A 25,652-nucleotide genomic window follows, 5' to 3' on the forward strand; every position below is an offset into this window, starting at 1 on the left:
CTGCCCTGGGTAGAGGACTCGACACTTCGCGCCTCAGGCGGTTTTGGCCTGGGCCAGGTGAGTGGACAGGCGCAACGGCTACCCTGTTCTTTGCTGCGGCGCTGAGCGAGAATCGGCGCCCATGTTCGCGCAAGCTTTCGGAGGATGTCGCAGATGAGAACGATGGTAGGCCTGGCCCTGGTATTGCTGGCATTCGGCGCCCATGCCGAGGACGACGAAAGCACCCCGTGCGACAACGTCGACACCGACCAGCAAAGCTATGCGTGCGCCCAATACAGCCGCACCACCGCCGAACGCGAACTCAATGCCGCTTTCGACGACCTGCTACAGCGCATTGACGAGCAGTACGGCGACCAGCAAGCCAAGGTCGACGAGCTGAGCAAGCGCCTGGGTGACGCCCAAACTATCTGGAAGCAACTGCGCGACGCCGATTGCAAGGTCGAGACCTATGACCAGCAACCCGGCAAGGCCTTCGACGCGGCCTTGAACACCTGCATTGCCCAACGTAGCGACGATCGCTCTGAATACCTGCAGTCCCTGGGTCTGCCAAACTCCGATTGAGACCAGCATGAAAATCTGCGGAATTGAAATCAAAGGCAGCGAAGCGCTGCTTGCCGTTGTCACCCTGGACGGCGCCAGCCCTGTGCACCTTGCCGTGGCGACGAAAAAAATCGCCCTGGAAGACGACGAACTGGCAGATAGCGTCAAAGCCTTTGCCCGCCAGGCCCGGGCCTTTATCGCCGAGCAGGGCATCAGCCACCTGGCGATCAAAAAGCGCAGCAAGAAAGGCGATTTCGCCGGCGGCCCGACCACCTTCAAGATCGAGGGCGTGCTGCAGTTGCTGGACAACTGCGAGGTGGAGCTGGTGTCACCGCAGACCGTCAGCGCCCAAGCGAAGAAACACGACCTTGAACTGCCGGCGTCGCTGAACAAGTACCAGCACGAAGCCTACAAGAGCGCCTGCGCGCTGTTGCTCAAGCGCCGCTGAGGCGGACCGCCGCGGCCTTGCGGTCTTCGCGCGGGCAACGCTGGAAGCGCCCGCGGTAACAACGGGTGAAATACGACGCCGACTCGAACCCGCAAGCGATGCCCACCTCCAGCACGCTGAGGTCGGTCTGGCGCAGCAACTGCCGGGCCTTGTCCAGGCGCAGGCGCAGGTAGAAGCCGCTGGGGGTGTCGTGCAGGTAAAGCTTGAACAGGCGCTCCAGCTGGCGCCGGGTGACCTGCACCGACTCGGCGAGCACCAAGGTGTTGAGCGGTTGCTCGGTGTTGCGCTCCATCTCACCGATCACCTGCACCAGCTTCTTGTTGCTGATGCCGTAGCGTGAGGCGATCTGCATGCGCTGGTGATCCTGGCGCGGGCGAATCCGGCCGAGCACGAACTGCTCCGACACCTGGATCGCCAGCTCCGGGCTATGAGCCTGGGCGATCAGGTCGAGCATCAGGTCGATCGAGGCAGTGCCTCCCGCTGAGGTAATGCGCCGGCGATCGACTTCGAACAGCTCTTGGGTCGCCTGCAACTGCGGGTAACTTTCCTTGAAGGCCTCCAGCGCTTCCCAGTGCAGGGTCACCCGGTAACCCTCAAGCAAACCGGCCTCGGCCAGCACCACGCTGCCGGTATCGATGCCGCCCAATACCACGCCTTCGTGATCAAGCTTGCGCAACCAGTGCTGCAGGGCCGGGCCGAAGCTGCGCAGCGGCTCGAAACCGGCCACCACCAGCAGGGTAGCGCCCTTGCCCAACGGCTGCAGCGCGGCGTCGGCATTCACCGACATGCCGTTGCTGGCCTGCACCGCGCCGCCATCTATGCTCAGCACCTGCCAGCGGTACAGCTCGCCGCGAAAGCGGTTGGCCACCCGCAGCGGCTCTACCGCAGATATAAAACCGATCGCGGAGAAACCCGGCAACAGCAAGAAATGGAAATCCTGGGGCATAGCGACGACTCGACGGCCACGGATCCAGGGTTAATAGCGCGCTGGTCGCCACTGTGCAAGTGCCGGTCGCCACAGTGCGATTTTTACCCACGGCAGCCGCGTAGTTTGATCACACGGCACGCAGAGGCCGCCCCCTATAACAATTAGAACTGCCGTTGGAGGAGCCACCATGAACAGAATGATCAGCCGTAGCCTGCTGATGCTCGTCGGTACCGCAATCCTCAGCACCAACGTGATGGCCGCAGAACCGGCCGCCTGCAAGAACGTGCGCCTCGGCGTGGTGAACTGGACCGACGTGATGGCCACCAGCGCCATGACCCAGGTGCTGCTCGATGGCCTGGGCTACAAGACCAAGCAGACCAGCGCCTCGCAACAGATCATTTTCGCCGGCATTCGCGACCAGCGCCTGGACATGTTCCTCGGCTACTGGAACCCGATCATGACCCAGACCATCACCCCGTTCATCGACGCCAAGCAGGTCAAGGTCCTCGACCAGCCGAGCCTCGACGACGCCCGCGCCACCCTCGCGGTGCCCAGCTACCTGGCCGACAAGGGCCTGAAAACCTTCGCCGACATCGCCAAATTCGAGAAGGAGCTGGGCGGCAAGATCTACGGCATCGAGCCGGGCTCCGGGGCCAACACCCAGATCAAGGCGATGATCAGCAAGAACCAGTTCGGCCTCGGCAAATTCCAGCTGGTAGAGTCCAGCGAGGCCGGCATGCTCGCCGCCGTCGACCGCGCGGTACGGCGCAAGGAGGCGGTGGTGTTCTTCGGCTGGGCACCGCACCCGATGAACGTCAACATCGACATGGCCTACCTCAGCGGCAGCGAAGACGCCCTCGGCCCGGACGAAGGCCGCGCCACGGTGTGGACCGTTACCGCCCCCGACTACGCCCAGCGTTGCCCGAATGCCCATCGCCTGCTGAGCAACCTGAAATTCACCGCCGAAGACGAGAGCCGCATGATGCAGCCGCTGCTCGAGCACAAGGATGCGCTGGAGTCCGCCCGCCAGTGGCTCAAGGATCACCCGCAAGACCAGAAGCGCTGGCTTGAAGGGGTGACCACGTTTGACGGCAAACCGGCCGCCGAAAACCTGCAACTGACCGCTAACTGACAGACCCTGTGGGAGCGGGCTTGACCCGCGATGGCCCCAACTCGCCCGAAGGAAACCGCACATGAACCACGACGTCATCATCACCTGCGCCCTGACCGGCGCCGGCGACACCGCCAGCAAAAGCCACCTGGTCCCGGTCACCCCGAAACAGATCGCCGCAGCCGCGGTAGAAGCCGCCAAAGCCGGTGCCACGGTGGTCCACTGCCACGTTCGCGACCCGCAAACCGGCCGCTTCAGCCGCGACGTCAACTTGTACCGCGAGGTGATGGAGCGCATCCGCGAATCCGACGTCGACATCATCGTCAACCTCACCGCCGGCATGGGTGGCGACCTGGAGATCGGCCCGGGCGAAACTCCGCTGGAGTTCGGCGCCGGCACCGATCTGATCGGCCCGCTGGAGCGCCTGGCCCACGTCGAAGCGCTGCTGCCGGAAATCTGCACCCTGGACTGCGGCACCCTCAACTTTGGCGACGGCAACAGCATCTACGTCTCGACCCCGGCGCAGCTGCGCGCTGGGGCCAGGCGCATCACTGAACTGGGCGTCAAAGCAGAGCTGGAGATTTTCGACACCGGCCACCTGTGGTTCGCCAAGCAGATGATCAAGGAAGGCCTGCTCGACGACCCGCTGTTCCAGCTGTGCCTGGGCATCCCCTGGGGCGCGCCGGCCGACACCGCCACCATGAAAGCCATGGTCGACAACCTGCCGCCAGGCGTGACCTGGGCCGGCTTCGGCATTGGCCGCATGCAGATGCCGATGGCCGCACAAGCAGTGCTGCTGGGCGGCAACGTGCGGGTCGGCCTGGAAGACAACCTGTACCTGGACAAGGGCATGCTGGCCAGCAACGGCCAATTGGTGGAACGCGCCAGCGAGATTCTCAGCCGCCTTGGCGCGCGGGTACTGAGCCCTGCCGAAGGCCGCGCCAAAATGAACCTGACCCGTCGCTGACTGCTGGAGAAACCGATGAGCTTTATCACCGAGATCAAGACTTTTGCAGCCCTGGGCAGCGGCGTAATCGGCAGCGGCTGGGTGGCCCGCGCCCTGGCCCACGGCCTGGATGTAGTCGCCTGGGACCCGGCGCCGGGAGCCGAGGCGGCCTTGCGCAAGCGTATCGCCAATGCCTGGCCGGCCCTGGAGCAACAAGGCCTGACGCCCGGCGCTTCGCAGCAGCGCCTGCGCTTTGTGGCGACTATCGAGGAATGCGTGCGCGATGCCGATTTCATCCAGGAAAGCGCCCCCGAGCGCCTCGACCTCAAGCTCGACCTGCACAGCAAGATCAGCGCCGCAGCCAAGCCCAATGCGCTGATCGGCTCCAGTACTTCAGGGCTATTGCCCAGCGAGTTCTACGAGTCTTCGACCCACCCCGAGCGCTGCGTGGTCGGCCATCCGTTCAACCCGGTGTACCTGCTGCCGCTGGTAGAAATCGTCGGCAGCAACAAAACCGCGCCCGAGGCCATCGAAGCGGCAAAAACCGTCTACACCAACCTCGGCATGCGCCCGCTGCATGTGCGCAAGGAAGTGCCCGGTTTTATCGCCGACCGCCTGCTCGAAGCGCTGTGGCGCGAGGCTCTGCACCTGGTCAACGATGGCGTGGCGACCACCGGTGAGATCGACGACGCAATCCGCTTCGGCGCCGGTTTGCGCTGGTCGTTCATGGGCACCTTCCTCACCTATACCCTGGCCGGAGGCGACGCCGGCATGCGCCACTTCATGGCCCAGTTCGGCCCGGCGTTGCAACTGCCCTGGACCTACCTGCCCGCGCCCGAGCTGACCGACGGCCTGATCGACGCCGTGGTCGAAGGCACCGGCGAACAACTGGGCGAGCGCAGCATCAGCGCGCTGGAGCGCTATCGTGATGATTGCCTGCTGGCCGTGCTGGCTGCGGTAAAAACCACCAAGGCCAAGCACGGCATGGCCTTCAGCGACTGACCGGAGTGCAGCGATGCCCGCCTTGATCACCTACCAGACCCAGGTTCCGGCGGACTGGGTCGACTACAACGGGCATCTGCGCGATGCCTTCTACCTGCTGATCTTCAGCTATGCCACCGATGCCTTTATGGACCGCATCGGCCTGGACAGCGACAACCGCAGCGCCAGCGGCCACTCGCTGTTCACCCTGGAGTGCCACCTGAACTACCTGCATGAGGTAAAGCTCGGCACCCAGGTGTGGGTGCAGAGCCAGGTCATCGGTTTTGACCGCAAGCGCCTGCACCTGTACCACAGCCTGCATCGCGAGGGGTTTGATGAAGCGCTGGCGGCCAGTGAACAGATGCTGTTGCATGTGGATCTGGCCGGGCCGAGGTCAGCGCCGTTTGCACCAACGGTGCTTGAGCGCTTGCAGGGGGTCGTGAATGAGCAGGTTGATCTGCCGGCGGCCGAGTTTGTTGGCCGGGTGATCGGGTTGCCCCGCGCGCAGTGACAAAAAACAGCCCCGCAGCGGTGACGCAAACGGGGCTGAAGCGGACGGTGACCAAACCTTCCGTTGCTGTGCATGGCCCCAGTGTGCAGCCTCTCTCCCCCGCCGATTTACCCGAAAACGACCTGTGCTTAGCTAAAGCGGCCATTGCGACAATCTGCCCTTGCCGCAGTGCGCCCGGGCCCACAGAATCGACTGACGATCACACCTGCAAACAAGGACAACAACCATGATGCATGCGGATTTGATTGATCAGGACGACCTGCTGGGCCAGCTGCGCGCGTTGGGTTTCGAGACGCCGGCCGGGGCCAGTGCCGAACAGGCCTGCGAGTGTGCGGTACGCGGTTTGAGTGAGCCGCGGGCCAAAGCCTTGAAGGTCATGGTCGAGCAGATGTACACCAGTAGTGCGACTATTCTGCCGGACGTTCGTAAAGCCATCGACAAACAGCTGTTGCCGGCATTGGCACAATTCCAGAATCGCTAAAAGCATCGCGGGTCAAGCCCGCTCCCACAGAGATCACCTAACTCCTGTGGGAGCGGGCTTGACCCGCGATGAATTCAGCTCGGAATCAGAGCCTCACACTGGCAAAAGTCGACTCATTGCGCGCCTGGCTCAACGCCGACATCGGCCCGGCCAGCGGCGACAGCACCAGCGCCTGCGGGATCGGCATCATCGCCACCTGCTGGGCAGTATTAGAGCCCACGCGCTCGTCACGCGGCGGAATGCCAAAGTACTCGCGATAGCACTTGGAGAAATGCGGGGTCGAGACAAAGCCGCACACCGAAGCCACTTCGATGATCGACATCGGCGTCTGCTTGAGCAGTTGCCGGGCGCGGATCAGGCGCAGCTTCAGGTAGTAGCGTGACGGCGAGCAGTGCAGGTACTTCTGGAACAGGCGCTCAAGCTGGCGCCGCGACACCGACACATAAACGGCCAGTTCATCCAGGTCGATCGGCTCTTCGAGGTTGGCTTCCATCAACGCGACGATTTCCTGCAGTTTCGGCTGGTTGGTGCCGAGCATGTGCTTGAGCGGCACGCGCTGGTGGTCCTGTTCGTTGCGGATGCGCTCGTAGACAAACATCTCCGAGATCGCCGCCGACAGCTCGCGACCATGATCACGGCTGATCAGGTGCAGCATCATGTCCAGCGGCGCCGTGCCGCCGGAGCTGGTGAAGCGGTTGCGGTCGAGGGTGAATAAACGGGTGCTCATGCTCACCCGCGGGAAGGCTTCCTGCATCGCCGCCAGGCATTCCCAGTGCACGCTGCAGTCAAAACCATCGAGCAGGCCGGCACAGGCCAGGGCCCAGCTGCCGGTGCACACCGCCCCCAGGCGTCGCGACTGGCGCGCCTGGCTCTGCAGCCAGGTGACGTGCTCGCGGGTAACGGTGCGCTGGATACCAATACCGCCACAGACAATCACGGTGTCCATGGCCGGTGCCTTGTGCATTGCCGCATCGGGAGTGATCTGCAAGCCGTCGCTGGCCCACACCTGGCCGCCATCCACGCTCAGGGTGCTCCAGCGATACAGCTCGCGACCGGACAGCTGGTTGGCCATGCGCAGCGGCTCAACAGCGGAAGCCAGGGAAATCAGCGTGAAATTGTCCAGCAGCAGGAAGCCGATGGATTGGGGCGTGCGGTTCTGGGTTGGGGTCCCGGAGTTGTACGACGTCATCGCGGTATCTCCTCACACAATGCAGGTTGTGCCTCAGGCAGGCACGGGCTTTTTTGTCACGGCCCCGATTCGGATGCAGGGGCTTTGCCAATCACAACGCAAATGCCATGCCTGAAATTGAATGGCCATTCAACAAAACCCAAAAACGACGTCGCGCAGCGTCTATATGGCCCTTGTTGCCGGGCGCGGTTATAAACGCAAACCAGCGGCCTAGCGCCGGTCTGTAGGACGCGTGAGCAATTCGGTAGCACTTGTGTGAAGGATGCCCAGAAACGACATCGGCAACTGTCACCCAAGGCGCCAGGCACGGGGGTAACAGCGGATTGTTCGAGGCGGGAAAGGCCTGCGCGCCAAAAGGCGGCGCGCAGCCCGAAGGTGGGCGAAAACGGCGCAGGGCGCGTCAGCGTTTCAACATTCGATGGCGCTGACCGCCAGGCCACCGCGCGAGGTTTCCTTGTACTTGTCGTGCATGTCGGCGCCGGTGTCACGCATGGTGCGGATCACCCGGTCGAGGGAGATGAAGTGCTCGCCGTCGCCGCGCAGGGCCATCTGCGCGGCATTGATGGCCTTGACCGCGGCAATCGCGTTGCGCTCGATACACGGCACCTGGACCAACCCGCCAACCGGGTCGCAGGTCAGCCCCAGGTTGTGCTCAAGACCGATCTCGGCGGCGTTTTCCAGTTGCCCCGGGGTAGCCCCGAGCACCTCGGCAAGGCCGGCGGCGGCCATGGCGCAGGCCGAACCGACTTCACCCTGGCAACCGACTTCGGCACCGGAGATCGAAGCATTCTTCTTACACAAAATGCCCACTGCGGCGGCGCCGAGGAAGAAGTCGACGACGTTGGCTTCGCTGACTTCGTCGCTAAAGCGCATGTAGTAGTGCAGCACCGCAGGGATGATCCCCGCCGCGCCATTGGTCGGTGCGGTGACCATGCGCCCGCCGGCGGCATTCTCTTCGTTGACCGCCAGGGCATAAAGGTTGACCCATTCCATGGCGCTCAGGGTCGAGCCGATGACATTGGGCTTGTTCAGTTCCTGCAGGCTGCGGTGCAGCTTGGCTGCGCGACGTTTGACATTGAGCCCGCCAGGCAGGATGCCTTCGTATTTGAGGCCGTTTTCGACACAGGCCTGCATGGCGTGCCACAACTTCAGCAGCCCGGCGCGAATTTCTGCTTCACTGCGCCAGACCTTTTCGTTTTCCATCATCAATTGCGACACGCGCAGGTCGTTTTGCTTGCACAGTTCGAGCAACTCCACGGCACTGTCGAAATCGTAGGGCAGCACCGTGTTGTCGGCGTCCAGCACGCCGCTGGCAGCCTGTGCCGCATCAACGACAAAGCCGCCGCCCACCGAGTAATAGGTGTCGCGGTGCAGCTCGCCTGCGGCGCCTTCAGCGATGAGGGTCATGGCGTTGGGGTGGTACGGCAGGTTCTCGTCGAGCAGCAGCATGTCGCGGGCCCAGACGAAGCCGACGTGCAGCCGGCCATCGAGCAGCAAGGTGTCTGTTTCGCGCAGTGCAGCGATGCGCGGACCGATTTGCGCGGGGTCGATGGCGTCCGGCCATTCGCCCATCAGGCCCATGATCACTGCGTTGTCGCTGCCGTGGCCGATACCGGTGGCCGACAGCGAGCCGTACAGGCGCACTTCGACGCGCCGCACCTGTTCAAGCTCGCCGCGCTCGCGCAGGCCCTGGACGAACAATGCTGCGGCGCGCATGGGCCCGACGGTATGGGAGCTGGATGGGCCAACGCCGATCTTGAACAGGTCGAACACACTGATGGCCATGCCACCTACCTCCTGAATGTACAGCCTGAATGTGCAGCCCCGCAGCCCAAGCCAAGGGCGTCGCAACTGCTACGCTGAATAGGCGGCAATCCGCCGATTCCGCGCATCATCAGGCTTTTGCCAGGACCTCTGACGTCTGCAACCGACGCGTTCTTGCCCAGCAACGCCGCCAGCTGTCAGCCGCGCTTGTGCGCCGTTTTTTTGCGGTGCACAAGTGCCGAAACTGCGTTTACAGGGCCGGATAAATCTGTAAACGACCTCATCGACACTGGATGCGACCCTGTCTGTACTGGATACGACGCACCCTGTAGGCGTTTGATTTTCGCTGTTAGATGATCGGTATCGACTCGATTGCACGGCAGCCGTCCCGCTATCGCCCGATAGTCAGGCCCGACCGAATGCAAACCATAAAGCACGGCGGTCCCGTGGGACATCCGAGAAAAAAACCCAGGAGTCCATCGAATGAAAGGTTCACCCTCGCTATTGCTGGCCGCAGTGCTGAGTCTGCCGGTGCTGGCCCAGGCCGCAGAGCCCGAGCAATGTCACACCGTCAACTTCTCCGATGTCGGCTGGACCGACATCACCGTGACCACCGCGGTCACCAGCGTCGTGCTCCAGTCGCTGGGCTACAAGACCAAGACCACGATGATTTCGGTACCGGTGACCTACAAGTCGCTGGCCGATGGCAAGAACATGGACGTGTTCCTCGGCAACTGGATGCCGACCATGGAAAACGACATCAAGCAGTACCGCGATGCCGGCACCGTGGAAACCGTTCGGGCCAACCTTGAGAACGCCAAGTACACCCTGGCGGTGCCCCAGGCGCTGTACGACAAGGGCCTGAAAAACTTCGCCGACATTGCCAAGTTCAAGAAGGAGCTGGACGGCAAGATCTACGGCATCGAGCCGGGCAACGACGGCAACCGCACCATCCAGAGCATGATCGACAAGAACGCCTTCGGCCTCAAGGACGCCGGTTTCAAGGTGGTCGAGTCCAGCGAGGCCGGCATGCTCTCGCAAGTCGAACGTGCCCAGCGCCGTGACACCGCCGTGGTGTTCCTGGGCTGGGAACCGCACCCGATGAACACCCGCTTCAAGATGAAATACCTGGACGGCGGCGATGACTTCTTCGGCCCCGACTACGGCAAGGCCACCGTCCTCACCAACACCCGCAAGGGCTATGTACAGGAATGCAGCAACGTCGGCCAGTTGCTGAAGAACCTGTCCTTTACCCTCGACATGGAAAGCAAGCTGATGGGCAACGTCCTGGACGACAAGATGAAACCCGACGCCGCAGCCAAGGCCTGGCTGAAAAACAACCCGCAGGTGCTCGACACCTGGCTGGCCGGGGTCACCACCGTTGACGGCAAGCCTGGCCTGGAGGCAGCCAAAGCCAAACTCACGCAGTAAGCACTGCCTGCGGCGGGCTGGCCCCGCCGCAGGCTGTCTTCAAACTTTTGCAGGTGGACGCTCGCTATCATGCTGATCGATGAAAAACTCCCTTTGGGCCAGTACATCGCAGGCTTCGTTGAATGGTTGACGCAACACGGCGCCAACTACTTCGATGCCTTCGCGGCTGCACTGGAATACATGATTCATGGCGTGACCGGGGCACTGACCTGGTTCAATCCTTTCGTCCTGATCGGCCTGATTGCAGTAATCGCGCACCTGATCCAGCGCAAATGGGCGCTGACCGCATTCTGCGTACTGTCATTTTTGCTGATCCTCAACCTCGGTTACTGGCAGGAGACCATGGAGACCCTGGCCCAGGTGCTGTTCGCCACCCTGGTCTGCGTGGCCATCGGCGTGCCGCTGGGCATCCTCGCCGCACACAAGCCGATGTTCTACACCGCCATGCGCCCGGTCCTCGACCTGATGCAGACGGTACCTACCTTCGTTTACCTGATCCCGACCCTGACCCTGTTCGGCCTGGGGGTGGTCCCCGGATTGATCTCGACGGTGGTGTTCGCCATCGCCGCACCGATCCGCCTGACCTACCTGGGTATCTGTGACGTGCCCCAGGAACTGCTCGACGCCGGCAAGGCCTTCGGCTGCTCACGCCGCCAGCTGCTGTCGCGCATCGAGCTGCCCCACGCCATGCCGAGCATCGCCGCCGGCGTTACCCAATGCATCATGCTGTCGCTGTCGATGGTGGTAATTGCCGCGCTGGTGGGTGCCGACGGCCTGGGCAAACCTGTGGTCAACGCATTGAACACCGCCGATATCGCCCTGGGTTTTGAAGCGGGCCTGGCGATCGTGTTGCTGGCGATCATGCTCGACCGTATCTGCAAACAACCCGACGCGCCGGTAAGGAGTGAAGCATGAGCATTATTCGCTTCGAAGACGTAGACGTTATCTTCTCCAGCCGACCGCGCGAGGCCCTGAGCCTGCTCGACCAGGGCATGACCCGCGAACAGATCCTGAAGAAGACCGGCCTGGTGGTCGGTGTCGAGAAAGCCAACCTGGACATCAACAAGGGCGAGATCTGCGTGTTGATGGGCTTGTCCGGCTCGGGCAAGTCGAGCCTGCTGCGCTGTATCAACGGCCTCAACACCGTCAGCCGCGGCAAGTTGTTCGTCGAGCACGAAGGCTCGCATATCGACATCGCCCACTGCACCCCGGCGGAACTGAAGATGATGCGCACCAAGCGCATCGCCATGGTGTTCCAGAAGTTCGCCCTGATGCCCTGGCTGACGGTGCGCGAGAACATCAGCTTCGGCCTGGAAATGCAGGGCCGCCCGGAGAAGGAACGGCGCAAGCTGGTCGATGAAAAACTCGAACTGGTGGGCCTGACCCAATGGCGCAACAAGAAGCCCGATGAACTCTCGGGCGGCATGCAGCAGCGCGTCGGCCTGGCCCGGGCACTGGCAATGGACGCCGACATCCTGCTGATGGACGAACCCTTCTCGGCCCTCGACCCGCTGATCCGCCAGGGCCTGCAGGACGAGCTGCTGGAGCTGCAACGCAAGCTGAACAAGACCATCGTCTTCGTCAGCCACGACCTGGACGAAGCCCTGAAGCTGGGCAGCCGTATTGCGATCATGAAAGACGGGCGGATCATCCAGTACAGCAAGCCGGAAGAAATCGTCCTCAACCCCGCCGACGACTACGTGCGCACCTTCGTCGCCCACACCAACCCGCTCAACGTGCTGTGCGGCCGCAGCCTGATGCGCACCCTGGACAAGTGCAAACGCATCAACGGCTCGGTGTGCCTCGACCCGGGTGGCGACTCCTGGCTGGACCTGGCCGAAGGCAACACCATCAAGGGTGCGCGCCAGGGCGCCAACGGCATGGACCTGCAAAACTGGGCACCGGGTGAAGCGGTGGAAGGCCTGGGGCGCAAACCGACCCTGGTGAATGCCAACATCGGCATGCGCGAAGCCCTGCAGATCCGCTACCAGACCGGCAACAAACTGGTGCTTCAGGAAGGTAATAAAGTGGTGGGGATTCTTGGCGACAGCGAGCTGTACCACGCGCTGCTGGGCAAGAACCTGGGGTAAAAGCATCGCGGGGCAAGCCCGCTCCTACGGTAGGAGCGGGCTTGCCCCGCGATCAGCTTTCAAGTTCAGCGAACGACGATACCCTGCTTGGCCATGAACGCCTTGGCCTCGGGCACGGTGTACTCACCGAAGTGGAAGATGCTCGCCGCCAGCACCGCACTGGCATGACCTTCGATGATACCGTCGGCCAGGTGCTGCAGGTTGCCGACACCACCGGAAGCGATCACCGGAATGCCCAGGGCATCGCTGATGGCGCGGGTCACGCCCAGGTCAAAGCCGTTCTTCATGCCGTCCTGGTCCATGCTGGTCAGGAGGATCTCGCCGGCCCCCAGGCCTTCCATCTTCTTCGCCCACTCCACCGCGTCCAGGCCGGTCGGCTTGCGCCCACCGTGGGTGAAGATCTCCCAGCGCGGGGTTTCGCCCGGGCCCGAGACCTTCTTGGCATCGATGGCCACCACAATGCACTGCGAGCCGAAGTGCGCGGCAGCTTCGCCGACGAACTCCGGGTTGAACACCGCGGCGGTGTTGATCGACACCTTGTCGGCACCGGCGTTGAGCAGGTTGCGGATGTCCTGCACGGTGCGCACGCCGCCGCCCACGGTCAGCGGGATGAACACCTGGCTGGCCATACGCTCGACGGTATGCAGGGTGGTGTCACGGCCATCGACGCTGGCGGTGATGTCGAGGAAGGTGATCTCGTCAGCGCCCTGTTCATCGTAGCGCCGGGCGATTTCCACCGGGTCGCCGGCATCGCGGATGTTCTCGAACTTGACGCCCTTGACCACCCGGCCGTTGTCGACGTCGAGGCAGGGAATTATGCGTTTGGCTAAAGCCATAGGTAGACCTCGAGTTGCAAGCTTCAAGCTTCAAGCTGCAAGAAAGAGCGACTCGGTCGCGCTTTTGACTTGCAGCTTGCAGCTTACGACTTGGAGCTAGCCGAATAGGCGTCACAGAAGGCTTGCGCCTCGGCGACATCCAGGGTGCCTTCGTAGATGGCGCGGCCGGTGATCGCACCGATGATGCCTGGCGCCTTGGCGTCGAGCAGGGCCTTGATGTCACCGAGGTTGTGGATACCGCCGGAGGCGATCACCGGGATCTTGGTGGCAGCGGCCAGGGCGGCGGTGAAGGGCACGTTGCAGCCCTGCATCATGCCGTCTTTGGCGATGTCGGTGTAGACGATGGCCGAGACGCCGTCGGCTTCGAAACGCTTGGCCAGGTCAATGACCTGCACCGAGCTGACTTCTGCCCAGCCGTCGGTGGCGACGAAACCGTCCTTGGCATCCAGGCCGACGATCACTTTGCCCGGGAAGGCGCGGCAGGCTTCGGCGACGAACTCCGGCTCTTTCACCGCCTTGGTGCCGATGATCACGTAGCTGACGCCGGCCTTGACGTAGTGCTCGATGGTTTCCAGCGAACGGATACCGCCACCGATCTGGATCGGCAGATTCGGGTAGCGCTTGGCAATCGCGGTGACTACTTCACCGTTGACCGGCTGGCCTTCGAAGGCGCCATTGAGGTCAACCAGATGCAGGCGGCGGCAGCCCCCTTCAACCCATTTGGCGGCCATGCTCACCGGGTCGTCGGAGAATACCGTGGAGTCTTCCATGCGGCCCTGGCGCAGGCGTACGCAAGCACCGTCCTTGAGATCGATAGCGGGGATAATCAGCATGCTTTTTTCCTTCGTAAAAAAGAGCTGCAAGTTGCTAGCTACAAGCTGCAAGCATGCGCGTCTGTTCTCTTGCAGCTTGTCGCTTTCAGCTGCCTTTCTCTAGCGACCAGAGGTCGCTCTCGATACTCTCGAACCGTTCCTTGAGGTGGTTCTGCACATCGAAAATCGCCCTGTTGTAGTAGTGCGGGGCAATCTCTTTGGTGAACAGCTCCAGGACCTCGGCCACCTCGAACGACCCCAACTGCAGCTCGAAACGGTCTTCGAGAAAGCGCTTGAGGGTATCGAGCGCTTCACGCTCCTGTTCCGGCGCCAGCGTGAGGATCGGCGGCTTGGCCCTGGACTTGCCCATTACCAGCGCCCGTCCCAGGCGGCGAAGTTCTGCAGCAGCTGCAGGCCATGGGTATGGCTCTTCTCCGGGTGGAACTGCACGGCAAAGCGCGAGCCTTCGGCCAGCGCTGCGGCGAAGTCGACACCGTAATGGCCGCTACCGACCACCTGGCCCGGCTTGCCGGCGGTGATGTAGTAGCTGTGCACGAAGTAGAAGCGCGCACGCTCGGGGATGTTGTGCCACAGCGGGTGATCGATGCTCTGGGCGACTTCGTTCCAGCCCATGTGCGGCACTTTCAGGTGCTCGCCGTCTTCGTGCAGGTCTTTGCCGAAGAAGCGCACATTGCCCGGGAACAGGCCGATGCAATCGACGCCGTCGTTCTCTTCACTGTGATCGAGCAGCGCTTGCATGCCCACACAGATGCCGAGGAACGGCCGGTCCTGGCTGACTTCGCGCACCAGGCTGTCGAAGCCCAGGCGGCGGATTTCGGCCATGCAGTCGCGGATCGCGCCAACACCGGGGAACACCACGCGGTCGGCTTCGCGAATCACCTCGGCGTCGCTGGTGATCAGAACCTTGCCGGCGCCCACATGCTCGAGGGCCTTGGCCACCGAGTGCAGGTTACCCATGCCATAGTCGATAACGGCAACCGTCTGCATTACAGGCAACCCTTGGTCGATGGCATCTGCCCGGCCATGCGCTCGTCCAGCTCGATGGCCATGCGCAGCGCGCGGCCGAAGGCCTTGAACACGGTCTCGATCTGGTGGTGGGTGTTGTGCCCACGCAGGTTGTCGATGTGCAGGGTGACGTTGGCGTGGTTGACGAAGCCCTGGAAGAACTCCTGGAACAGGTCGACATCGAAGCCGCCCACCGAAGCGCGGGTGTATGGCACATGCATTTGCAGGCCCGGGCGGCCGGAGAAGTCAATGACCACCCGCGACAGCGCTTCGTCCAGCGGCACGTAGGCATGGCCGTAGCGGCGGATGCCCTTTTTGTCGCCGATGGCCTGGTTGAAGGCCTGGCCGAGGGTGATACCGACGTCTTCGACAGTATGGTGATCGTCGATATGCAGGTCGCCCTTGCATTCGATATCGAGGTCGATCAGCCCATGTCGGGCGATCTGGTCGAGCATATGTTCAAGGAAAGGCACACCGATATCGAATCGGGCCTTGCCGCTGCCATCCAGGTTGATCGAGGCCTTGATCTGGGTCTCCAGAGTATTGCGCTCGACGGAAGCCTTACGTTCGACCATCACCAGCTCCGCAAAATCATTGGGCGAAAAAGGTGACCATTATAGGCCCAGAAGCACGCGGCTTGAAACGCAGATGACGCGTGGCAGGGAATTTACCTGCGATCCGGCAATTTTCAGCTACTTCTGTAGGAGCGGGCTTGCCCCGCGATCGAATGCGGGTTCATCGCGGGGCAAGCCCGCTCCTACAGGGCAGACCTAGTTGAACAACACCGCAGTCTTCTGCAACGTCACCCAGATCCCCCAGGCCAGCGGCACCCCGACCACCAGCCAGGCCGCCAGCACCAAAGGCTTGCTGGCCGGGTCGGCCTTCCACTCCAGTACGCGCTCGCTGGCGCTGCCCTGGTCGTGGCTCAGGGCCCGTTCGGCGGCAAGCTCGGCATCGGTCATGAAGTACTTGTCGGCCACCGGCCGCACCAGCGCATTGCAGACAAAGCCCAGCACCAGCAGCCCGGCGAGGATGTACAGAGTGATGTCATAGGCCGCCGCCCGTGGCACGCCCAGCGCCAGCTGATACTCGCGCAGGTAGGTGATCAGCACCGGGCCCAGCACCCCGGCTGCGGCCCAGGCGGTCAGCAGGCGACCGTGAATGGCGCCGACCATCTGCGTGCCGAACAGGTCGGCCAGGTACGCCGGCACCGTGGCAAAACCGCCGCCGTACATTGACAGGATGATGCAGAACGCCGCCACGAACAGGGCGATGTTGCCCAGGTGGCCCATGTTCGGCACCAGCGCATACAGAGCCACGCCCAGGGCGAAGAAGGCGAAATAGGTGTTTTTGCGCCCGATATAGTCGGAGAACGACGCCCAGAAGAAGCGCCCGCCGATATTGAACAGGCTGAGCAAACCGGTAAAACCGGCGGCAATCGCGGCGATCTGGCCCAATTGCGCGGCGTTGAGCTGGCTGAAGCTCAGGTCATTGCCCAGCAGCTTGCCGGCAAAAACCTCCTGCAGCAGCGGCGAAGCCATGCCGAGAATGCCGATACCTGCCGAAACGTTCAGGCACAAAACCAGCCAGATCAACACAAACTGCGGGGTTTTCCACGCCACACTGACATGCACATGGCGATGGGTGATCATCGCGTTGCCGGCTTTTTTCAGCGGCGCAGTCCAGCCTTCAGGCTTCCAGCCGGTAGGCGGCACGCGATAGGCCAGGGCGCCGCCGAGCATGAACACGAAGTAGATCACCGCCATGACCACGAAGCTCTGCCAGACCCCAACGTCGCCGGGCGTAGCGAAGTGGTTCATCAGCGCTGCCGCCAGCGGCGCGCCGACCATGGCGCCGCCGCCAAAGCCCATGATCGCCATGCCGGTGGCCATGCCGCGTTTGTCCGGGAACCACTTGATCAGGGTCGAGACCGGGGAAATATAGCCAAGCCCCAGGCCAATACCGCCGATCACCCCGGAGCCCAGCCACATCAGCCACAGTTGGTGGGTATAGACGCCAAAGGCAGAAATCAGCAGGCCGCCGCACCAGCACAGGGTCGAGACCACTCCGGCCTTGCGCGGCCCGGCGTGCTCCAGCCAGCCGCCCCAGATGGCTGCCGAGCAACCGAGGAAGACAAAGAACAGCGTGTAGATCCAGCTGAGCATCGAGATCGGCCAGTCGCACTCGGTGGTGAACATGCGCATCAGGAAGTGGGTCTGTTCCGAGCAGACAACCGGCGCGCTGATGCCGATGGCCTGCGACAGCGGCAACCAGAACACCGAAAAACCGTAGGCCATGCCGATGCACAGGTGGATGGCCAGGGCCGCTGGCGGTACCAACCAGCGGTTGAAGCCCGGACGGGCGATGATCCGCTCCTTGGACAGGAAGCCGGGCGCGCTGGCGACGGTTCCGGCCGTGATGCTGCTGCTCATTGTTGTGTTCCCCTCGTAGGAATGAAGCGCTCACCGCCCGCGACCTTGGCGCTTTGGCAACTGGTCGTTGTTATTGGCGAACGGCCCCGTTTGCGCGACAAATGGCCGCAGCAGGGCCTGAGAGCGGCGAGAGAGTAGCATTTGCCGTGGTCACTTAGCGCTAACTGATACCGTCGTTTGTTCTGCAACTGATCCCCCCGGCAAGGAACTGTCATGCCATGTGTTGTCGAATCCGACACTTATGCAGGACTAAACCTTCGCCCCATATCACCCAGCGGTGATAACCGCAGCGCTATACTCTGCGGCTGAATTTAGAAATCGGACTACAAGGACTCGCCCATGAAAGCGTTCGGCAAAATCCTGGGGCTGGTGCTTCTCGGGTTGTTGCTGATCATTGTGGCTCTGGGCTTCGCCCTGACCCACCTCTTCGATCCCAACGACTACAAAGACGAGATTCGCCAGCTGGCACGCGACAAGGCCCACGTCGAGCTGACGCTCAATGGCGACATTGGCTGGAGCCTGTTCCCGTGGCTGGGCCTTGAGCTGCATGAAGCCAGCATCGCCACCCTGAACAACCCGAAAGTGCCGTTTGCCGACCTGCAGATGCTTGGCCTGTCGGTACGCGTGCTGCCGTTGCTGCGCCGTGAAGTGCAGATGAGCGATGTGCGCGTCGAGGGCCTGAACCTGACCCTGAGCCGTGACGAAAACGGCCATGGCAACTGGGAAGACATCGGCAAGCCGCTGCCCGCTGCCACCCCGGCCCCGGCCCCGGCCGAAAGCGCCGGCACTGCCCCGGCCCAGGCTAGCAGCGACAGCGCCAGCGAGCGCCCGGTCAAGCTCGATATCGACAGCCTGACCGTCAACAACGCCCGCGTGCAGTACAACGATGCCCGCAGCGGCCAGAGCTTCGGCGCCGAAAGCATCCAGCTGAGCACCGGCGCGGTGCATGAAGGGGTGAACATCCCGCTGAAGATGACCGCCTTCCTCAGTTCCGGCCAGCCAGTGGTCAAAGCGCGCACCGAGCTTAACGGCGAGCTGCGCTTCGATCGCCGGCTCAAGCGCTACCAGTTCGAAGACATGAAACTCAGCGGCGAAGCCTCGGGCGAGCCGCTGCAAGGCAAGACCATGACCTTCGCCGCCCAGGGCCAGTTGCTGGTCGATCTGGCGGCCAACGTCGCCGAATGGAACGGCCTCAAGCTCTCGGCCAACCAGCTGCGCGCCCTCGGCGAGCTGAACCTGCGCGACCTCGACAAAACCCCGCAACTGAGCGGCGGCCTGTCGATTGCCCAATTCGACCTGCGCAACTTCCTCGACAGCATCGGCCACCCGCTGCCGGCCTCGGCCGATAACAGCACCCTGGGCAAGGTCGAGCTGGTCACCCGCCTGCAAGGCACGCCGAACAGCCTGGCCCTGGAAGACCTGGCGATCAAGCTCGACGACAGCACCTTCAGCGGCCGCCTGGCCATTGAAGACTTCGCCAAGCAAGCCCTGCGCGTGCAGCTCAAGGCCGACAAGTTCGACGCCGACCGCTACCTACTGGCCAAGAGCGAGGCAGCCCAGGGCGCCAAGGCCGCACGCCAGGCCGAAGTGCAGAGCAAAGAGGCCGGTGCCCTCGCCGGTGCCGGTACCACACCGCTGCCCGACGCGCCGACCCAGGTGGCCTGGAGCAACGACAAGCTGCTGCCGGTTGACCGCCTGCGCAAGGTCGACCTGCAGGCCGACCTGACATTTGGCCAGCTGACTCTGGACAAGCTGCCGATCGAAAACGCCCACCTCAAGGCCCAGGGCCAAGGCGGCCTGATCACCCTGGAAACCCTGCGCGGCGGCCTGTACAACGGCGACTTCGAAAGCAAGGGCACCCTCGATGTACGCCCAGCCGTGCCGCAGATTGGTCTTAACACCCGCATCAACCGGGTGCCGGTCGAGCACTTCATCAAGAGCGAAACCGGCACGCCACCGGTCAAGGGCCTTTTGACCCTCAACAGCGACCTGACCGCCACCGGCAACAGCCAGAAAGCCCTGGTCGACACCCTCAACGGCAACGCCAGCTTCGTCATCAACGACGGTATCCTGGTCAACGCCAACCTCGAACAGCAACTGTGCCAGGCCATCGCCACCCTCAACCGCAAGGCCCTGAGTGGCGAGCCACGCGGCAAGGACACGCCGTTCCAGGAGCTCAAGGGCAGCCTGGTAATGCGTAACGGCGTGGCCAGCAACCCTGACCTCAAGGCACGCATTCCCGGCCTGACCGTCAACGGCCATGGCGACCTCGACCTGCGCGTGCTGGGCATGGACTACCGCATTGGCGTGATCGTCGAGGGCGACAAGCGCGACATGCCCGACCCGGCCTGCCAGGTCGGCGAGCGCTATGTCGGCCTCGAACTGCCGCTGCGCTGCCGTGGCCCGCTGGAGCTGGGCGCCAAGGCTTGCCGCCTGGATAAAGACGGTCTGGGCAAGGTCGCGGCCAAGCTGGCTGGCGACAAGGTCAGCGAAAAACTCAGCGAGAAGATCGACGAGAAGCTCGGCGACAAGGTCAGCCCGGAACTCAAGGACGCGCTCAAGGGGTTGTTCAAGCGATGAGCCCCGAGCAGTTTTCCAGCGCCGTGCTGGATTGGTACGACCGTAACGGCCGCCACGACCTGCCCTGGCAACAGGGCATCACCCCGTACCGGGTGTGGGTCTCGGAGATCATGTTGCAGCAGACCCAGGTGAGCACCGTGCTCAACTACTTCGACCGCTTCATGCAGGCGCTGCCGACGGTCCAGGCCCTGGCCGAAGCACCCGAGGACGAGGTGCTGCACCTGTGGACGGGCCTGGGTTACTACACCCGGGCGCGCAACCTGCAAAAGACCGCGAAGATCGTTGTCGAGCACTATGGCGGCGAATTCCCCCGCGATGTCGAGAAACTCACCGACCTGCCCGGCATTGGCCTGTCCACTGCCGGCGCTATTGCCAGCATCAGCATGGGCCTGCGTGCGCCGATCCTCGACGGCAACGTCAAGCGCGTGCTGGCCCGCTACACCGCGCAAGAGGGCTACCCCGGCGAGCCGAAAGTGGCCAAGGCGCTGTGGGCCAATGCCGAGCGCTATACCCCGCACAGCCGGGTGAACCACTACACCCAGGCGATGATGGACCTGGGCGCGACCTTGTGTACCCGCAGCAAGCCCAGTTGCCTGCTGTGCCCGCTCAAGGTCGGTTGCGAGGCGCACATGCTCGGCCAGGAAATCCGCTACCCAGTGCCCAAGCCGCGCAAGGAGCTGCCACAAAAGCGCACGCTGATGCCACTGCTGGCCAACCACCAAGGCGCCATCCTGCTTTACCGGCGGCCTTCCACGGGCCTGTGGGGCGGGTTGTGGAGCCTGCCGGAACTGGACAATCTCGCGCAGATCGACGAGCTGGCCGACCAGCACGGCCTGAGCCTGGCCGGCAGCCAGGCGCTGGACGGCCTGACCCACACCTTCAGCCACTTCCAGCTGGCCATCGAGCCCTGGCTGGTGCGCGTCAATGCCACCAGCGACCACGTGGCCGAGGCCGACTGGCTCTGGTATAACCTCGCCACCCCGCCGCGCCTGGGCCTTGCCGCCCCGGTGAAAAAACTGCTTAAACGCGCGGCCGACGTATTGCTTACAGGAGAGTCGCGATGACCCGCACCGTAATGTGCCGCAAGTACAAAGAACAATTGCCAGGCCTCGAGCGTCCACCCTACCCGGGCGCCAAGGGCCAGGACATCTTCGAGAACATCTCGCAGCAAGCCTGGGCCGACTGGCAGAAAGAGCAGACCATGCTGATCAACGAGAAGCGCCTGAACATGATGAACGCCGAGGACCGCAAATTCCTCCAGGGCGAGATGGACAAGTTCTTCTCCGGCCAGGATTACGAGAAGGCCGAAGGCTACGTTCCACCTAGCGAATAACCCCGGAAAATCGTAAGCGACGGAATTAATTTAAAAAATTTTCAAAAAGTCGTTGACGTAAATCCGAAAAACCCTTTTAATGCGCCCCGTTGCCCAGATAGCTCAGTCGGTAGAGCAGGGGATTGAAAATCCCCGTGTCGGCGGTTCGATTCCGTCTCTGGGCACCACTAATACCGAAAAGCCCCAAGCGAAGTGATTCCTTGGGGCTTTTTTCATGCCTGCGATTTATCAGCGAACGCAGGCCTTCTCGCGCACGGAAATGCCGCGAGCTTGTCGGAGCCAGGGATGAAATCGATTGCCGTCGCCGTCGCCATGCTGCTGAGCCTGACCGGCTGTGTCGGCGCCACCGTGGTGCTGCCGCATAAAGACACCTACCCCACCGCGGCCCATCGCATCCTGCGCCTGAAGAACATCACCCCCAAGGTCAGCAAATCGGAGAAATCCGACGTCACCCGCGAATGGTGCGGCGTCACCCTCTGGGCTGTGGTCGTGCCGGTGCCTTTGCTACTGCCGGTGTGCAGGACCTACAGCGAAGTGGCCTATGGCCCGGACATCGATGGCGACCAGGTCGTGCTGTTCAACGCCAGGCAGACCATCAGCTCGCCCATGTACGCCTGTGGCCCGATGATGATCCTGGCGCCGATCATCCATGGTTACGAAGGCAATCAGATCTGCGGGATGCTGCGCTAGGCCAGCGCAGCCACTATCAACCGCGCCGCCTCGAACAGCGGCACCTGCACCCCGCCGACCTGCGACGCAACAATCAACCCCTCGCCCAGCAAAAACAGCTGCTGCGCAGCGCCCTGCTTGCACCCCGCCTGCTGGCAGGCCTGCTCAAGTGCGGCCATGACCTTGTCCTTGTGCAACCTGGCCAGCACATGGGGTGGCTCGGCCGGCCCGGCATACTCGGCCGAAGCGTTGATGAAGGCGCAGCCGTAGAAGCCTTCAGAGCGCGCCCAGGCCTCGATGAAGTCGATATAGGCCAGCGGCCGCGCTTTTGCCTCAACGGCCGCCAGAGCGCTTTGCAGGCGCGCCATGAAATCGTGATCGCGACGTTCCAGCGCCGCCTCGATCAACAGCTCCTTGCTGGGGAAATGCCGGTACAGGGTTTTCTTGGTCACCCCGGCCTCCTGGCTCAACTGCTCGACCCCGGTGCCGTGGTAACCCTGGCGGTAGAACAGCTGCAGCGCCGACTCGGCGATTTTCTCGGACGTACTCATGCCACACCTTCGATCAGGACAGTTACCAGCAGTGTATACCGATCGGTTGACTTGCAGGTAAACCGATCGGTATCCTCGGCGCACATTGCCCAGCCAGAGACTGCACCCATGCCATTCAAATCCAAGGCGCCCGCCGCCCCTTCCCTGCATTTCAGCCTGCTGTCACTGATCGGCGCGGCCCTGGCGATCGGCGCCACCGGCTGGCTCAGCCAGGTGTCCGGCGCGCTGTGGCTGATGGCCCCGTTTGGCGCCAGCTGCGTGCTGGCCTTCGGCATGCCCGACTCGCCGCTGGCGCAGCCGCGCAACATCATCGGCGGCCACGTGATTGCCACCCTGGTGGGTCTGGCAGTGCTGCATACCCTCGGCGACAGTTGGTGGAGCGCAGCCCTGGCCGTCGGCCTGGCCCTGGCTGCCATGCAGCAGACCCGCACCCTGCACGCACCAGCCGGGGCCAACCCGCTGGTGGTGATCGCCAGCCACGCACCGCTGAGCTTCGTGATTACCCCGGTGCTGGCCGGCTCGCTGGTGATCGTCGCCGTGGCCTGGTGCCTGAACAATGCGCGCCAGGCCAACAGCTACCCGAAATACTGGTACTGATGGCGCTATGCCGAGGGCTGTTGACCACCGTCAATATGCCCTCGGCCCGCACCGATAAAATGCTCTGAGGATATTAGAAGGAACCAACAGGCCTCCCCATGAGCGAAGAATCCACTGCCCTGCCCCTGCCCTCGCCTGCCGCTGAAACACCTGCGAGCCCCAGCCCAAGCCCGGCACGCAAAGCTGCCACCCCCCGTCCACGGCGTCCACGTACCCCGCGCAAGCCTGCTGTCAGCGCCGCTGCCGAAAGCGAAATCAGCGCCATCAGCCAGCAACCGGCAGCCCTGAAAGTCGCCTCGGCGCCGCGCGGCTCCAACGAGGACAGCGCCTCGGCCAAGCTGCCGGCCAGCTACCCGTACAGCAACCGCATGCGCCGCGCCGAGTACGAAAAGGCCAAGCACGAACTGCAGATCGAACTGCTCAAGGTGCAAAGCTGGGTCAAGGAAACCGGTCAGCGCATCGTCGTGCTGTTCGAAGGCCGCGACGCCGCCGGCAAGGGTGGCACCATCAAGCGCTTCATGGAGCACCTCAACCCGCGTGGTGCGCGGATTGTCGCCCTGGAGAAGCCTTCCGAGCAGGAGAAGGGCCAGTGGTACTTCCAGCGCTACGTCCAGCACCTGCCCACGGCCGGTGAAATGGTCTTCTTCGACCGCTCCTGGTACAACCGCGCCGGGGTCGAGCGGGTCATGGATTTTTGCTCGCCGCTGCAATACCTGGAGTTCATGCGCCAGGCGCCGGAGCTCGAACGCATGCTGTGCAACAGCGGCATCCTGCTGTTCAAGTACTGGTTCTCGGTGAACCGCGAAGAGCAGCTGCGCCGCTTCATCTCCCGCCGTGACGACCCGCTCAAGCACTGGAAGCTGTCGCCGATCGACATCAAGTCGCTGGACAAGTGGGACGAATACACCGCTGCCAAGGAGGCAATGTTCTTCCACACCGACACCGCCGATGCACCGTGGACGGTAATCAAATCCGACGACAAAAAACGCGCGCGGATCAACTGCATCCGCCACTTCCTGCACTCGCTGGACTACCCCGGCAAGGATTTGAGTGTCGCCCACCAGCCTGACCCGCTGCTGGTGGACCGCGCCGCGCGCGTGCTCGAAGAGGAAGACCGCGGCGAGCTGGCGCAACCAGCCTGAGCTTGCTCCAGGCCGTCGGCGGCACTTGGGTTTCCCGGCCAACTGCGATTCAATACGCAGAATTTATCCGGCTCAGCACAAGGGTTCACCGATGGCCTCCAGCAGCAAACAACAGAAACGCGCCAAGCGCGCCGCCAACAAGGCCCGCGAAAACCGCATGGTGCGTAGCGGCCAGGCGGTCAAGAGCTCGGGCGAAAGCTCCAGCGCCAGCGTCGAGCAGGTCTTCAACAAGGCCATGGAATCGGGCAGCTATACCGCCCTGTTCGAAAAAATGAAGCAAGCCCAGGAAACCGGCCTGGTCGCGCTGATTTCGGTGTTCCTGGTCGACCCGCTGCTGACCCTGGTGCTCAAGGGCCACAAGGAAGAACACGCCACCGACTACATCGTCATGGTCTTCACTGCCTACCGCAAGTGGCTGGACGGCGCCGACGAAGCCACAACCATGGCCTGGCTCGAGAGCGACGAGTTCCAGGAAGCCTACATCAGCGCGTCCGAGGCGGTGGCCAAGCAGCAGAAGAAGTTTGGCTGACAGCTTGCCTGGCTCCTGATTCCTCGGGGGCCAGATCCCCTCAAAGAAAAATCCTACATCGACCACAGGTCCCTGGCCGATTGACCATCGCCTCGACGCCACCTAACCTTTGTTGACCGTTTACAACGTATACAAAGTCAGGAGCGTAGACATGGCTTCCCCGGTTCTGTCGTTTCGCGTCGAAGCATCCCTCGCCGAAAAGCTCGATCAACTGGCAGCCGCCACCGATCGAGATCGCCAATATCACCTCAAGCGCGCTTTGCTGCGCTATGTCGAAGCCGAGTCATGGCACGTGCAGGCGATTGCTGCCGGCATCAGCGATGCCGACACTGGCAACCTGACCGACCTCTCTGAGGTCAAGGCAAAGTGGGTGAAACGCGAAGATGACTGCACTGACGGCGAAGGCTGAAAGCGACCTGGAATCGATTTTCGAGCACTATCAGCTCAAGGCAGGCAGCAAAACGGCCTTTGCAATGGTTCAGGGCATATTGAGCAGCCTGGAAATTCTCGAACACTTCCCAGGTGCAGGCCGCCCCTCGCCAGTGCCGGATGTGCGCGAGCTGGTGCTCGCCCACATCGCCTTTATTGCCCCGTACCGCTTGCTCGACGGACGGGTCCAGGTATTGCGATTTCTGCATCAGCGCAGTGAGCGACCTGAGCACTGGTAAAGCCCACCGCATGAGCCGCGATGAGCCCGCTACGGTCAAAACAAAAAGGCCGCGATC

General features: G+C 62.9%; 29 protein-coding genes and 1 tRNA gene. 20 read left to right on the forward strand and 10 right to left on the reverse strand.

Features of this window, described 5'->3' with window-relative positions; all coding sequences use genetic code 11:
* Positions 1-153 precede the first annotated feature (153 nt).
* Positions 154-561, forward strand: coding sequence for a lysozyme inhibitor LprI family protein (locus tag LOY54_RS25520; protein ID WP_258608404.1), 408 nt, complete (start codon positions 154-156; stop codon positions 559-561).
* A gap of 7 nt (positions 562-568) precedes the next feature.
* A complete protein-coding gene (locus LOY54_RS25525) occupies positions 569-988 on the forward strand; it encodes a DUF3010 family protein (protein ID WP_258608406.1) in 420 nt (139 codons plus the stop codon).
* On the opposite strand, the gene LOY54_RS25530 is transcribed toward LOY54_RS25525, so the two are convergent.
* Positions 975-1,934 (reverse strand): GlxA family transcriptional regulator, encoded by a 960-nt coding sequence (locus LOY54_RS25530; protein WP_258608408.1) that lies wholly within the window; start codon positions 1,932-1,934, stop codon positions 975-977. The two genes, LOY54_RS25525 and LOY54_RS25530, sit on opposite strands and share 14 nt — an antisense overlap.
* Before the next feature lie 169 nt (positions 1,935-2,103).
* Between LOY54_RS25530 and LOY54_RS25535 the strand changes: the two genes are divergently transcribed.
* From LOY54_RS25535 to LOY54_RS25555, 5 genes are all read left to right on the forward strand, one after another.
* Positions 2,104-3,048 (forward strand): choline ABC transporter substrate-binding protein, encoded by a 945-nt coding sequence (locus LOY54_RS25535; RefSeq protein WP_258608411.1) that lies wholly within the window; start codon positions 2,104-2,106, stop codon positions 3,046-3,048.
* A gap of 61 nt (positions 3,049-3,109) precedes the next feature.
* Complete coding sequence (locus tag LOY54_RS25540; protein ID WP_258608414.1) at positions 3,110-3,994, forward strand: 3-keto-5-aminohexanoate cleavage protein; 885 nt, start codon at positions 3,110-3,112, stop codon at positions 3,992-3,994.
* A 15-nt stretch (positions 3,995-4,009) separates the two neighbouring features.
* Positions 4,010-4,975 (forward strand): L-carnitine dehydrogenase, encoded by a 966-nt coding sequence (locus LOY54_RS25545; RefSeq protein ID WP_093378669.1) that lies wholly within the window; start codon positions 4,010-4,012, stop codon positions 4,973-4,975.
* Between the two features lie 13 nt (positions 4,976-4,988).
* On the forward strand, positions 4,989-5,465 hold the full coding sequence (locus LOY54_RS25550) for a thioesterase family protein (protein ID WP_258608418.1): 477 nt from the start codon (positions 4,989-4,991) through the stop codon (positions 5,463-5,465).
* 226 nt (positions 5,466-5,691) lie between these two features.
* Positions 5,692-5,946 (forward strand): hypothetical protein, encoded by a 255-nt coding sequence (locus LOY54_RS25555; RefSeq protein WP_093378659.1) that lies wholly within the window; start codon positions 5,692-5,694, stop codon positions 5,944-5,946.
* Positions 5,947-6,031: 85 nt separating this feature from the next.
* Here LOY54_RS25555 and LOY54_RS25560 read toward each other — a convergent pair whose 3' ends face one another.
* Together LOY54_RS25560 and LOY54_RS25565 are read right to left on the reverse strand one after the other, a co-directional pair.
* On the reverse strand, positions 6,032-7,135 hold the full coding sequence (locus LOY54_RS25560; protein WP_093378649.1) for a GlxA family transcriptional regulator: 1,104 nt from the start codon (positions 7,133-7,135) through the stop codon (positions 6,032-6,034).
* A gap of 408 nt (positions 7,136-7,543) precedes the next feature.
* Positions 7,544-8,920: an L-serine ammonia-lyase gene (locus LOY54_RS25565; protein ID WP_093378645.1), complete on the reverse strand. Its 1,377-nt coding sequence runs from the start codon at positions 8,918-8,920 to the stop codon at positions 7,544-7,546.
* Positions 8,921-9,382: 462 nt separating this feature from the next.
* On the opposite strand from LOY54_RS25565, the gene LOY54_RS25570 reads away from it, so the two are divergent.
* The 3 genes from LOY54_RS25570 to choV all read left to right on the forward strand — a co-directional run bounded on the left by LOY54_RS25570 (position 9,383) and on the right by choV (position 12,420).
* A complete protein-coding gene (locus LOY54_RS25570) occupies positions 9,383-10,330 on the forward strand; it encodes a choline ABC transporter substrate-binding protein (protein ID WP_093378641.1) in 948 nt (315 codons plus the stop codon).
* Between the two features lie 66 nt (positions 10,331-10,396).
* Complete coding sequence (gene choW / locus LOY54_RS25575) at positions 10,397-11,245, forward strand: choline ABC transporter permease subunit (protein WP_176794313.1); 849 nt, start codon at positions 10,397-10,399, stop codon at positions 11,243-11,245.
* Positions 11,242-12,420 carry a choline ABC transporter ATP-binding protein gene (gene choV, locus LOY54_RS25580; RefSeq protein WP_093378632.1) on the forward strand — a complete coding sequence of 393 codons (1,179 nt, stop codon included), beginning with the start codon at positions 11,242-11,244 and terminating at the stop codon, positions 12,418-12,420. Before choW ends, choV begins: the two co-directional genes overlap by 4 nt.
* Before the next feature lie 65 nt (positions 12,421-12,485).
* On the opposite strand, the gene hisF is transcribed toward choV, so the two are convergent.
* The 6 genes from hisF to LOY54_RS25610 form a co-directional block, all read right to left on the reverse strand.
* On the reverse strand, positions 12,486-13,256 hold the full coding sequence (gene hisF / locus LOY54_RS25585; RefSeq protein WP_010221324.1) for an imidazole glycerol phosphate synthase subunit HisF: 771 nt from the start codon (positions 13,254-13,256) through the stop codon (positions 12,486-12,488).
* An 83-nt stretch (positions 13,257-13,339) separates the two neighbouring features.
* Positions 13,340-14,089 carry a 1-(5-phosphoribosyl)-5-[(5-phosphoribosylamino)methylideneamino]imidazole-4-carboxamide isomerase gene (gene hisA / locus LOY54_RS25590; RefSeq protein WP_093378627.1) on the reverse strand — a complete coding sequence of 250 codons (750 nt, stop codon included), beginning with the start codon at positions 14,087-14,089 and terminating at the stop codon, positions 13,340-13,342.
* Positions 14,090-14,174: 85 nt separating this feature from the next.
* Positions 14,175-14,438 carry a DUF2164 domain-containing protein gene (locus LOY54_RS25595; protein WP_036995008.1) on the reverse strand — a complete coding sequence of 88 codons (264 nt, stop codon included), beginning with the start codon at positions 14,436-14,438 and terminating at the stop codon, positions 14,175-14,177.
* On the reverse strand, positions 14,438-15,076 hold the full coding sequence (hisH, locus tag LOY54_RS25600) for an imidazole glycerol phosphate synthase subunit HisH (RefSeq protein ID WP_045202336.1): 639 nt from the start codon (positions 15,074-15,076) through the stop codon (positions 14,438-14,440). Before hisH ends, LOY54_RS25595 begins: the two co-directional genes overlap by 1 nt.
* Complete coding sequence (gene hisB / locus LOY54_RS25605; protein WP_028942262.1) at positions 15,076-15,669, reverse strand: imidazoleglycerol-phosphate dehydratase HisB; 594 nt, start codon at positions 15,667-15,669, stop codon at positions 15,076-15,078. Before hisB ends, hisH begins: the two co-directional genes overlap by 1 nt.
* Before the next feature lie 195 nt (positions 15,670-15,864).
* Positions 15,865-17,526 carry an OFA family MFS transporter gene (locus LOY54_RS25610; RefSeq protein WP_195885213.1) on the reverse strand — a complete coding sequence of 554 codons (1,662 nt, stop codon included), beginning with the start codon at positions 17,524-17,526 and terminating at the stop codon, positions 15,865-15,867.
* Positions 17,527-17,865: 339 nt separating this feature from the next.
* Here LOY54_RS25610 and LOY54_RS25615 point away from each other — a divergent pair, with 339 nt between their 5' ends.
* The 5 genes from LOY54_RS25615 to LOY54_RS25635 all read left to right on the forward strand — a co-directional run bounded on the left by LOY54_RS25615 (position 17,866) and on the right by LOY54_RS25635 (position 22,129).
* Complete coding sequence (locus LOY54_RS25615; RefSeq protein WP_258608422.1) at positions 17,866-20,106, forward strand: AsmA family protein; 2,241 nt, start codon at positions 17,866-17,868, stop codon at positions 20,104-20,106.
* The gene (gene mutY, locus LOY54_RS25620) at positions 20,103-21,170 is read left to right on the forward strand and encodes an A/G-specific adenine glycosylase (protein WP_258608424.1); all 1,068 of its coding nucleotides are present in this window, start codon (positions 20,103-20,105) and stop codon (positions 21,168-21,170) included. Before LOY54_RS25615 ends, mutY begins: the two co-directional genes overlap by 4 nt.
* The gene (locus tag LOY54_RS25625) at positions 21,167-21,439 is read left to right on the forward strand and encodes an oxidative damage protection protein (RefSeq protein ID WP_045202346.1); all 273 of its coding nucleotides are present in this window, start codon (positions 21,167-21,169) and stop codon (positions 21,437-21,439) included. The genes mutY and LOY54_RS25625 overlap by 4 nt, the downstream gene beginning before the upstream one ends.
* A gap of 91 nt (positions 21,440-21,530) precedes the next feature.
* Positions 21,531-21,606: transfer RNA gene (locus tag LOY54_RS25630), tRNA-Phe, on the forward strand.
* Positions 21,607-21,724: 118 nt separating this feature from the next.
* Complete coding sequence (locus LOY54_RS25635; RefSeq protein ID WP_045202348.1) at positions 21,725-22,129, forward strand: hypothetical protein; 405 nt, start codon at positions 21,725-21,727, stop codon at positions 22,127-22,129.
* Here LOY54_RS25635 and LOY54_RS25640 read toward each other — a convergent pair.
* Positions 22,126-22,659 carry a TetR/AcrR family transcriptional regulator gene (locus tag LOY54_RS25640; RefSeq protein ID WP_258608432.1) on the reverse strand — a complete coding sequence of 178 codons (534 nt, stop codon included), beginning with the start codon at positions 22,657-22,659 and terminating at the stop codon, positions 22,126-22,128. The two genes, LOY54_RS25635 and LOY54_RS25640, sit on opposite strands and share 4 nt — an antisense overlap.
* Before the next feature lie 108 nt (positions 22,660-22,767).
* On the opposite strand from LOY54_RS25640, the gene LOY54_RS25645 reads away from it, so the two are divergent.
* The 5 genes from LOY54_RS25645 to LOY54_RS25665 all read left to right on the forward strand — a co-directional run bounded on the left by LOY54_RS25645 (position 22,768) and on the right by LOY54_RS25665 (position 25,595).
* Complete coding sequence (locus LOY54_RS25645; RefSeq protein WP_093378607.1) at positions 22,768-23,256, forward strand: HPP family protein; 489 nt, start codon at positions 22,768-22,770, stop codon at positions 23,254-23,256.
* Between the two features lie 98 nt (positions 23,257-23,354).
* Positions 23,355-24,398, forward strand: coding sequence for a polyphosphate kinase 2 (gene ppk2 / locus LOY54_RS25650; RefSeq protein WP_258608435.1), 1,044 nt, complete (start codon positions 23,355-23,357; stop codon positions 24,396-24,398).
* Between the two features lie 91 nt (positions 24,399-24,489).
* Positions 24,490-24,927, forward strand: a complete 438-nt coding sequence (locus LOY54_RS25655; protein WP_045202356.1) for a hypothetical protein — start codon at positions 24,490-24,492, stop codon at positions 24,925-24,927.
* 151 nt (positions 24,928-25,078) lie between these two features.
* A complete protein-coding gene (locus LOY54_RS25660) occupies positions 25,079-25,336 on the forward strand; it encodes a CopG family ribbon-helix-helix protein (RefSeq protein ID WP_045202358.1) in 258 nt (85 codons plus the stop codon).
* Positions 25,311-25,595 (forward strand): type II toxin-antitoxin system RelE/ParE family toxin, encoded by a 285-nt coding sequence (locus tag LOY54_RS25665; RefSeq protein WP_258608438.1) that lies wholly within the window; start codon positions 25,311-25,313, stop codon positions 25,593-25,595. Before LOY54_RS25660 ends, LOY54_RS25665 begins: the two co-directional genes overlap by 26 nt.
* The last annotated feature ends 57 nt before the right edge of the window (positions 25,596-25,652 follow it).

The sequence above is a fragment of the Pseudomonas sp. B21-032 genome (assembly GCF_024748965.1).
Taxonomy (GTDB): Bacteria; Pseudomonadota; Gammaproteobacteria; order Pseudomonadales; family Pseudomonadaceae; genus Aquipseudomonas.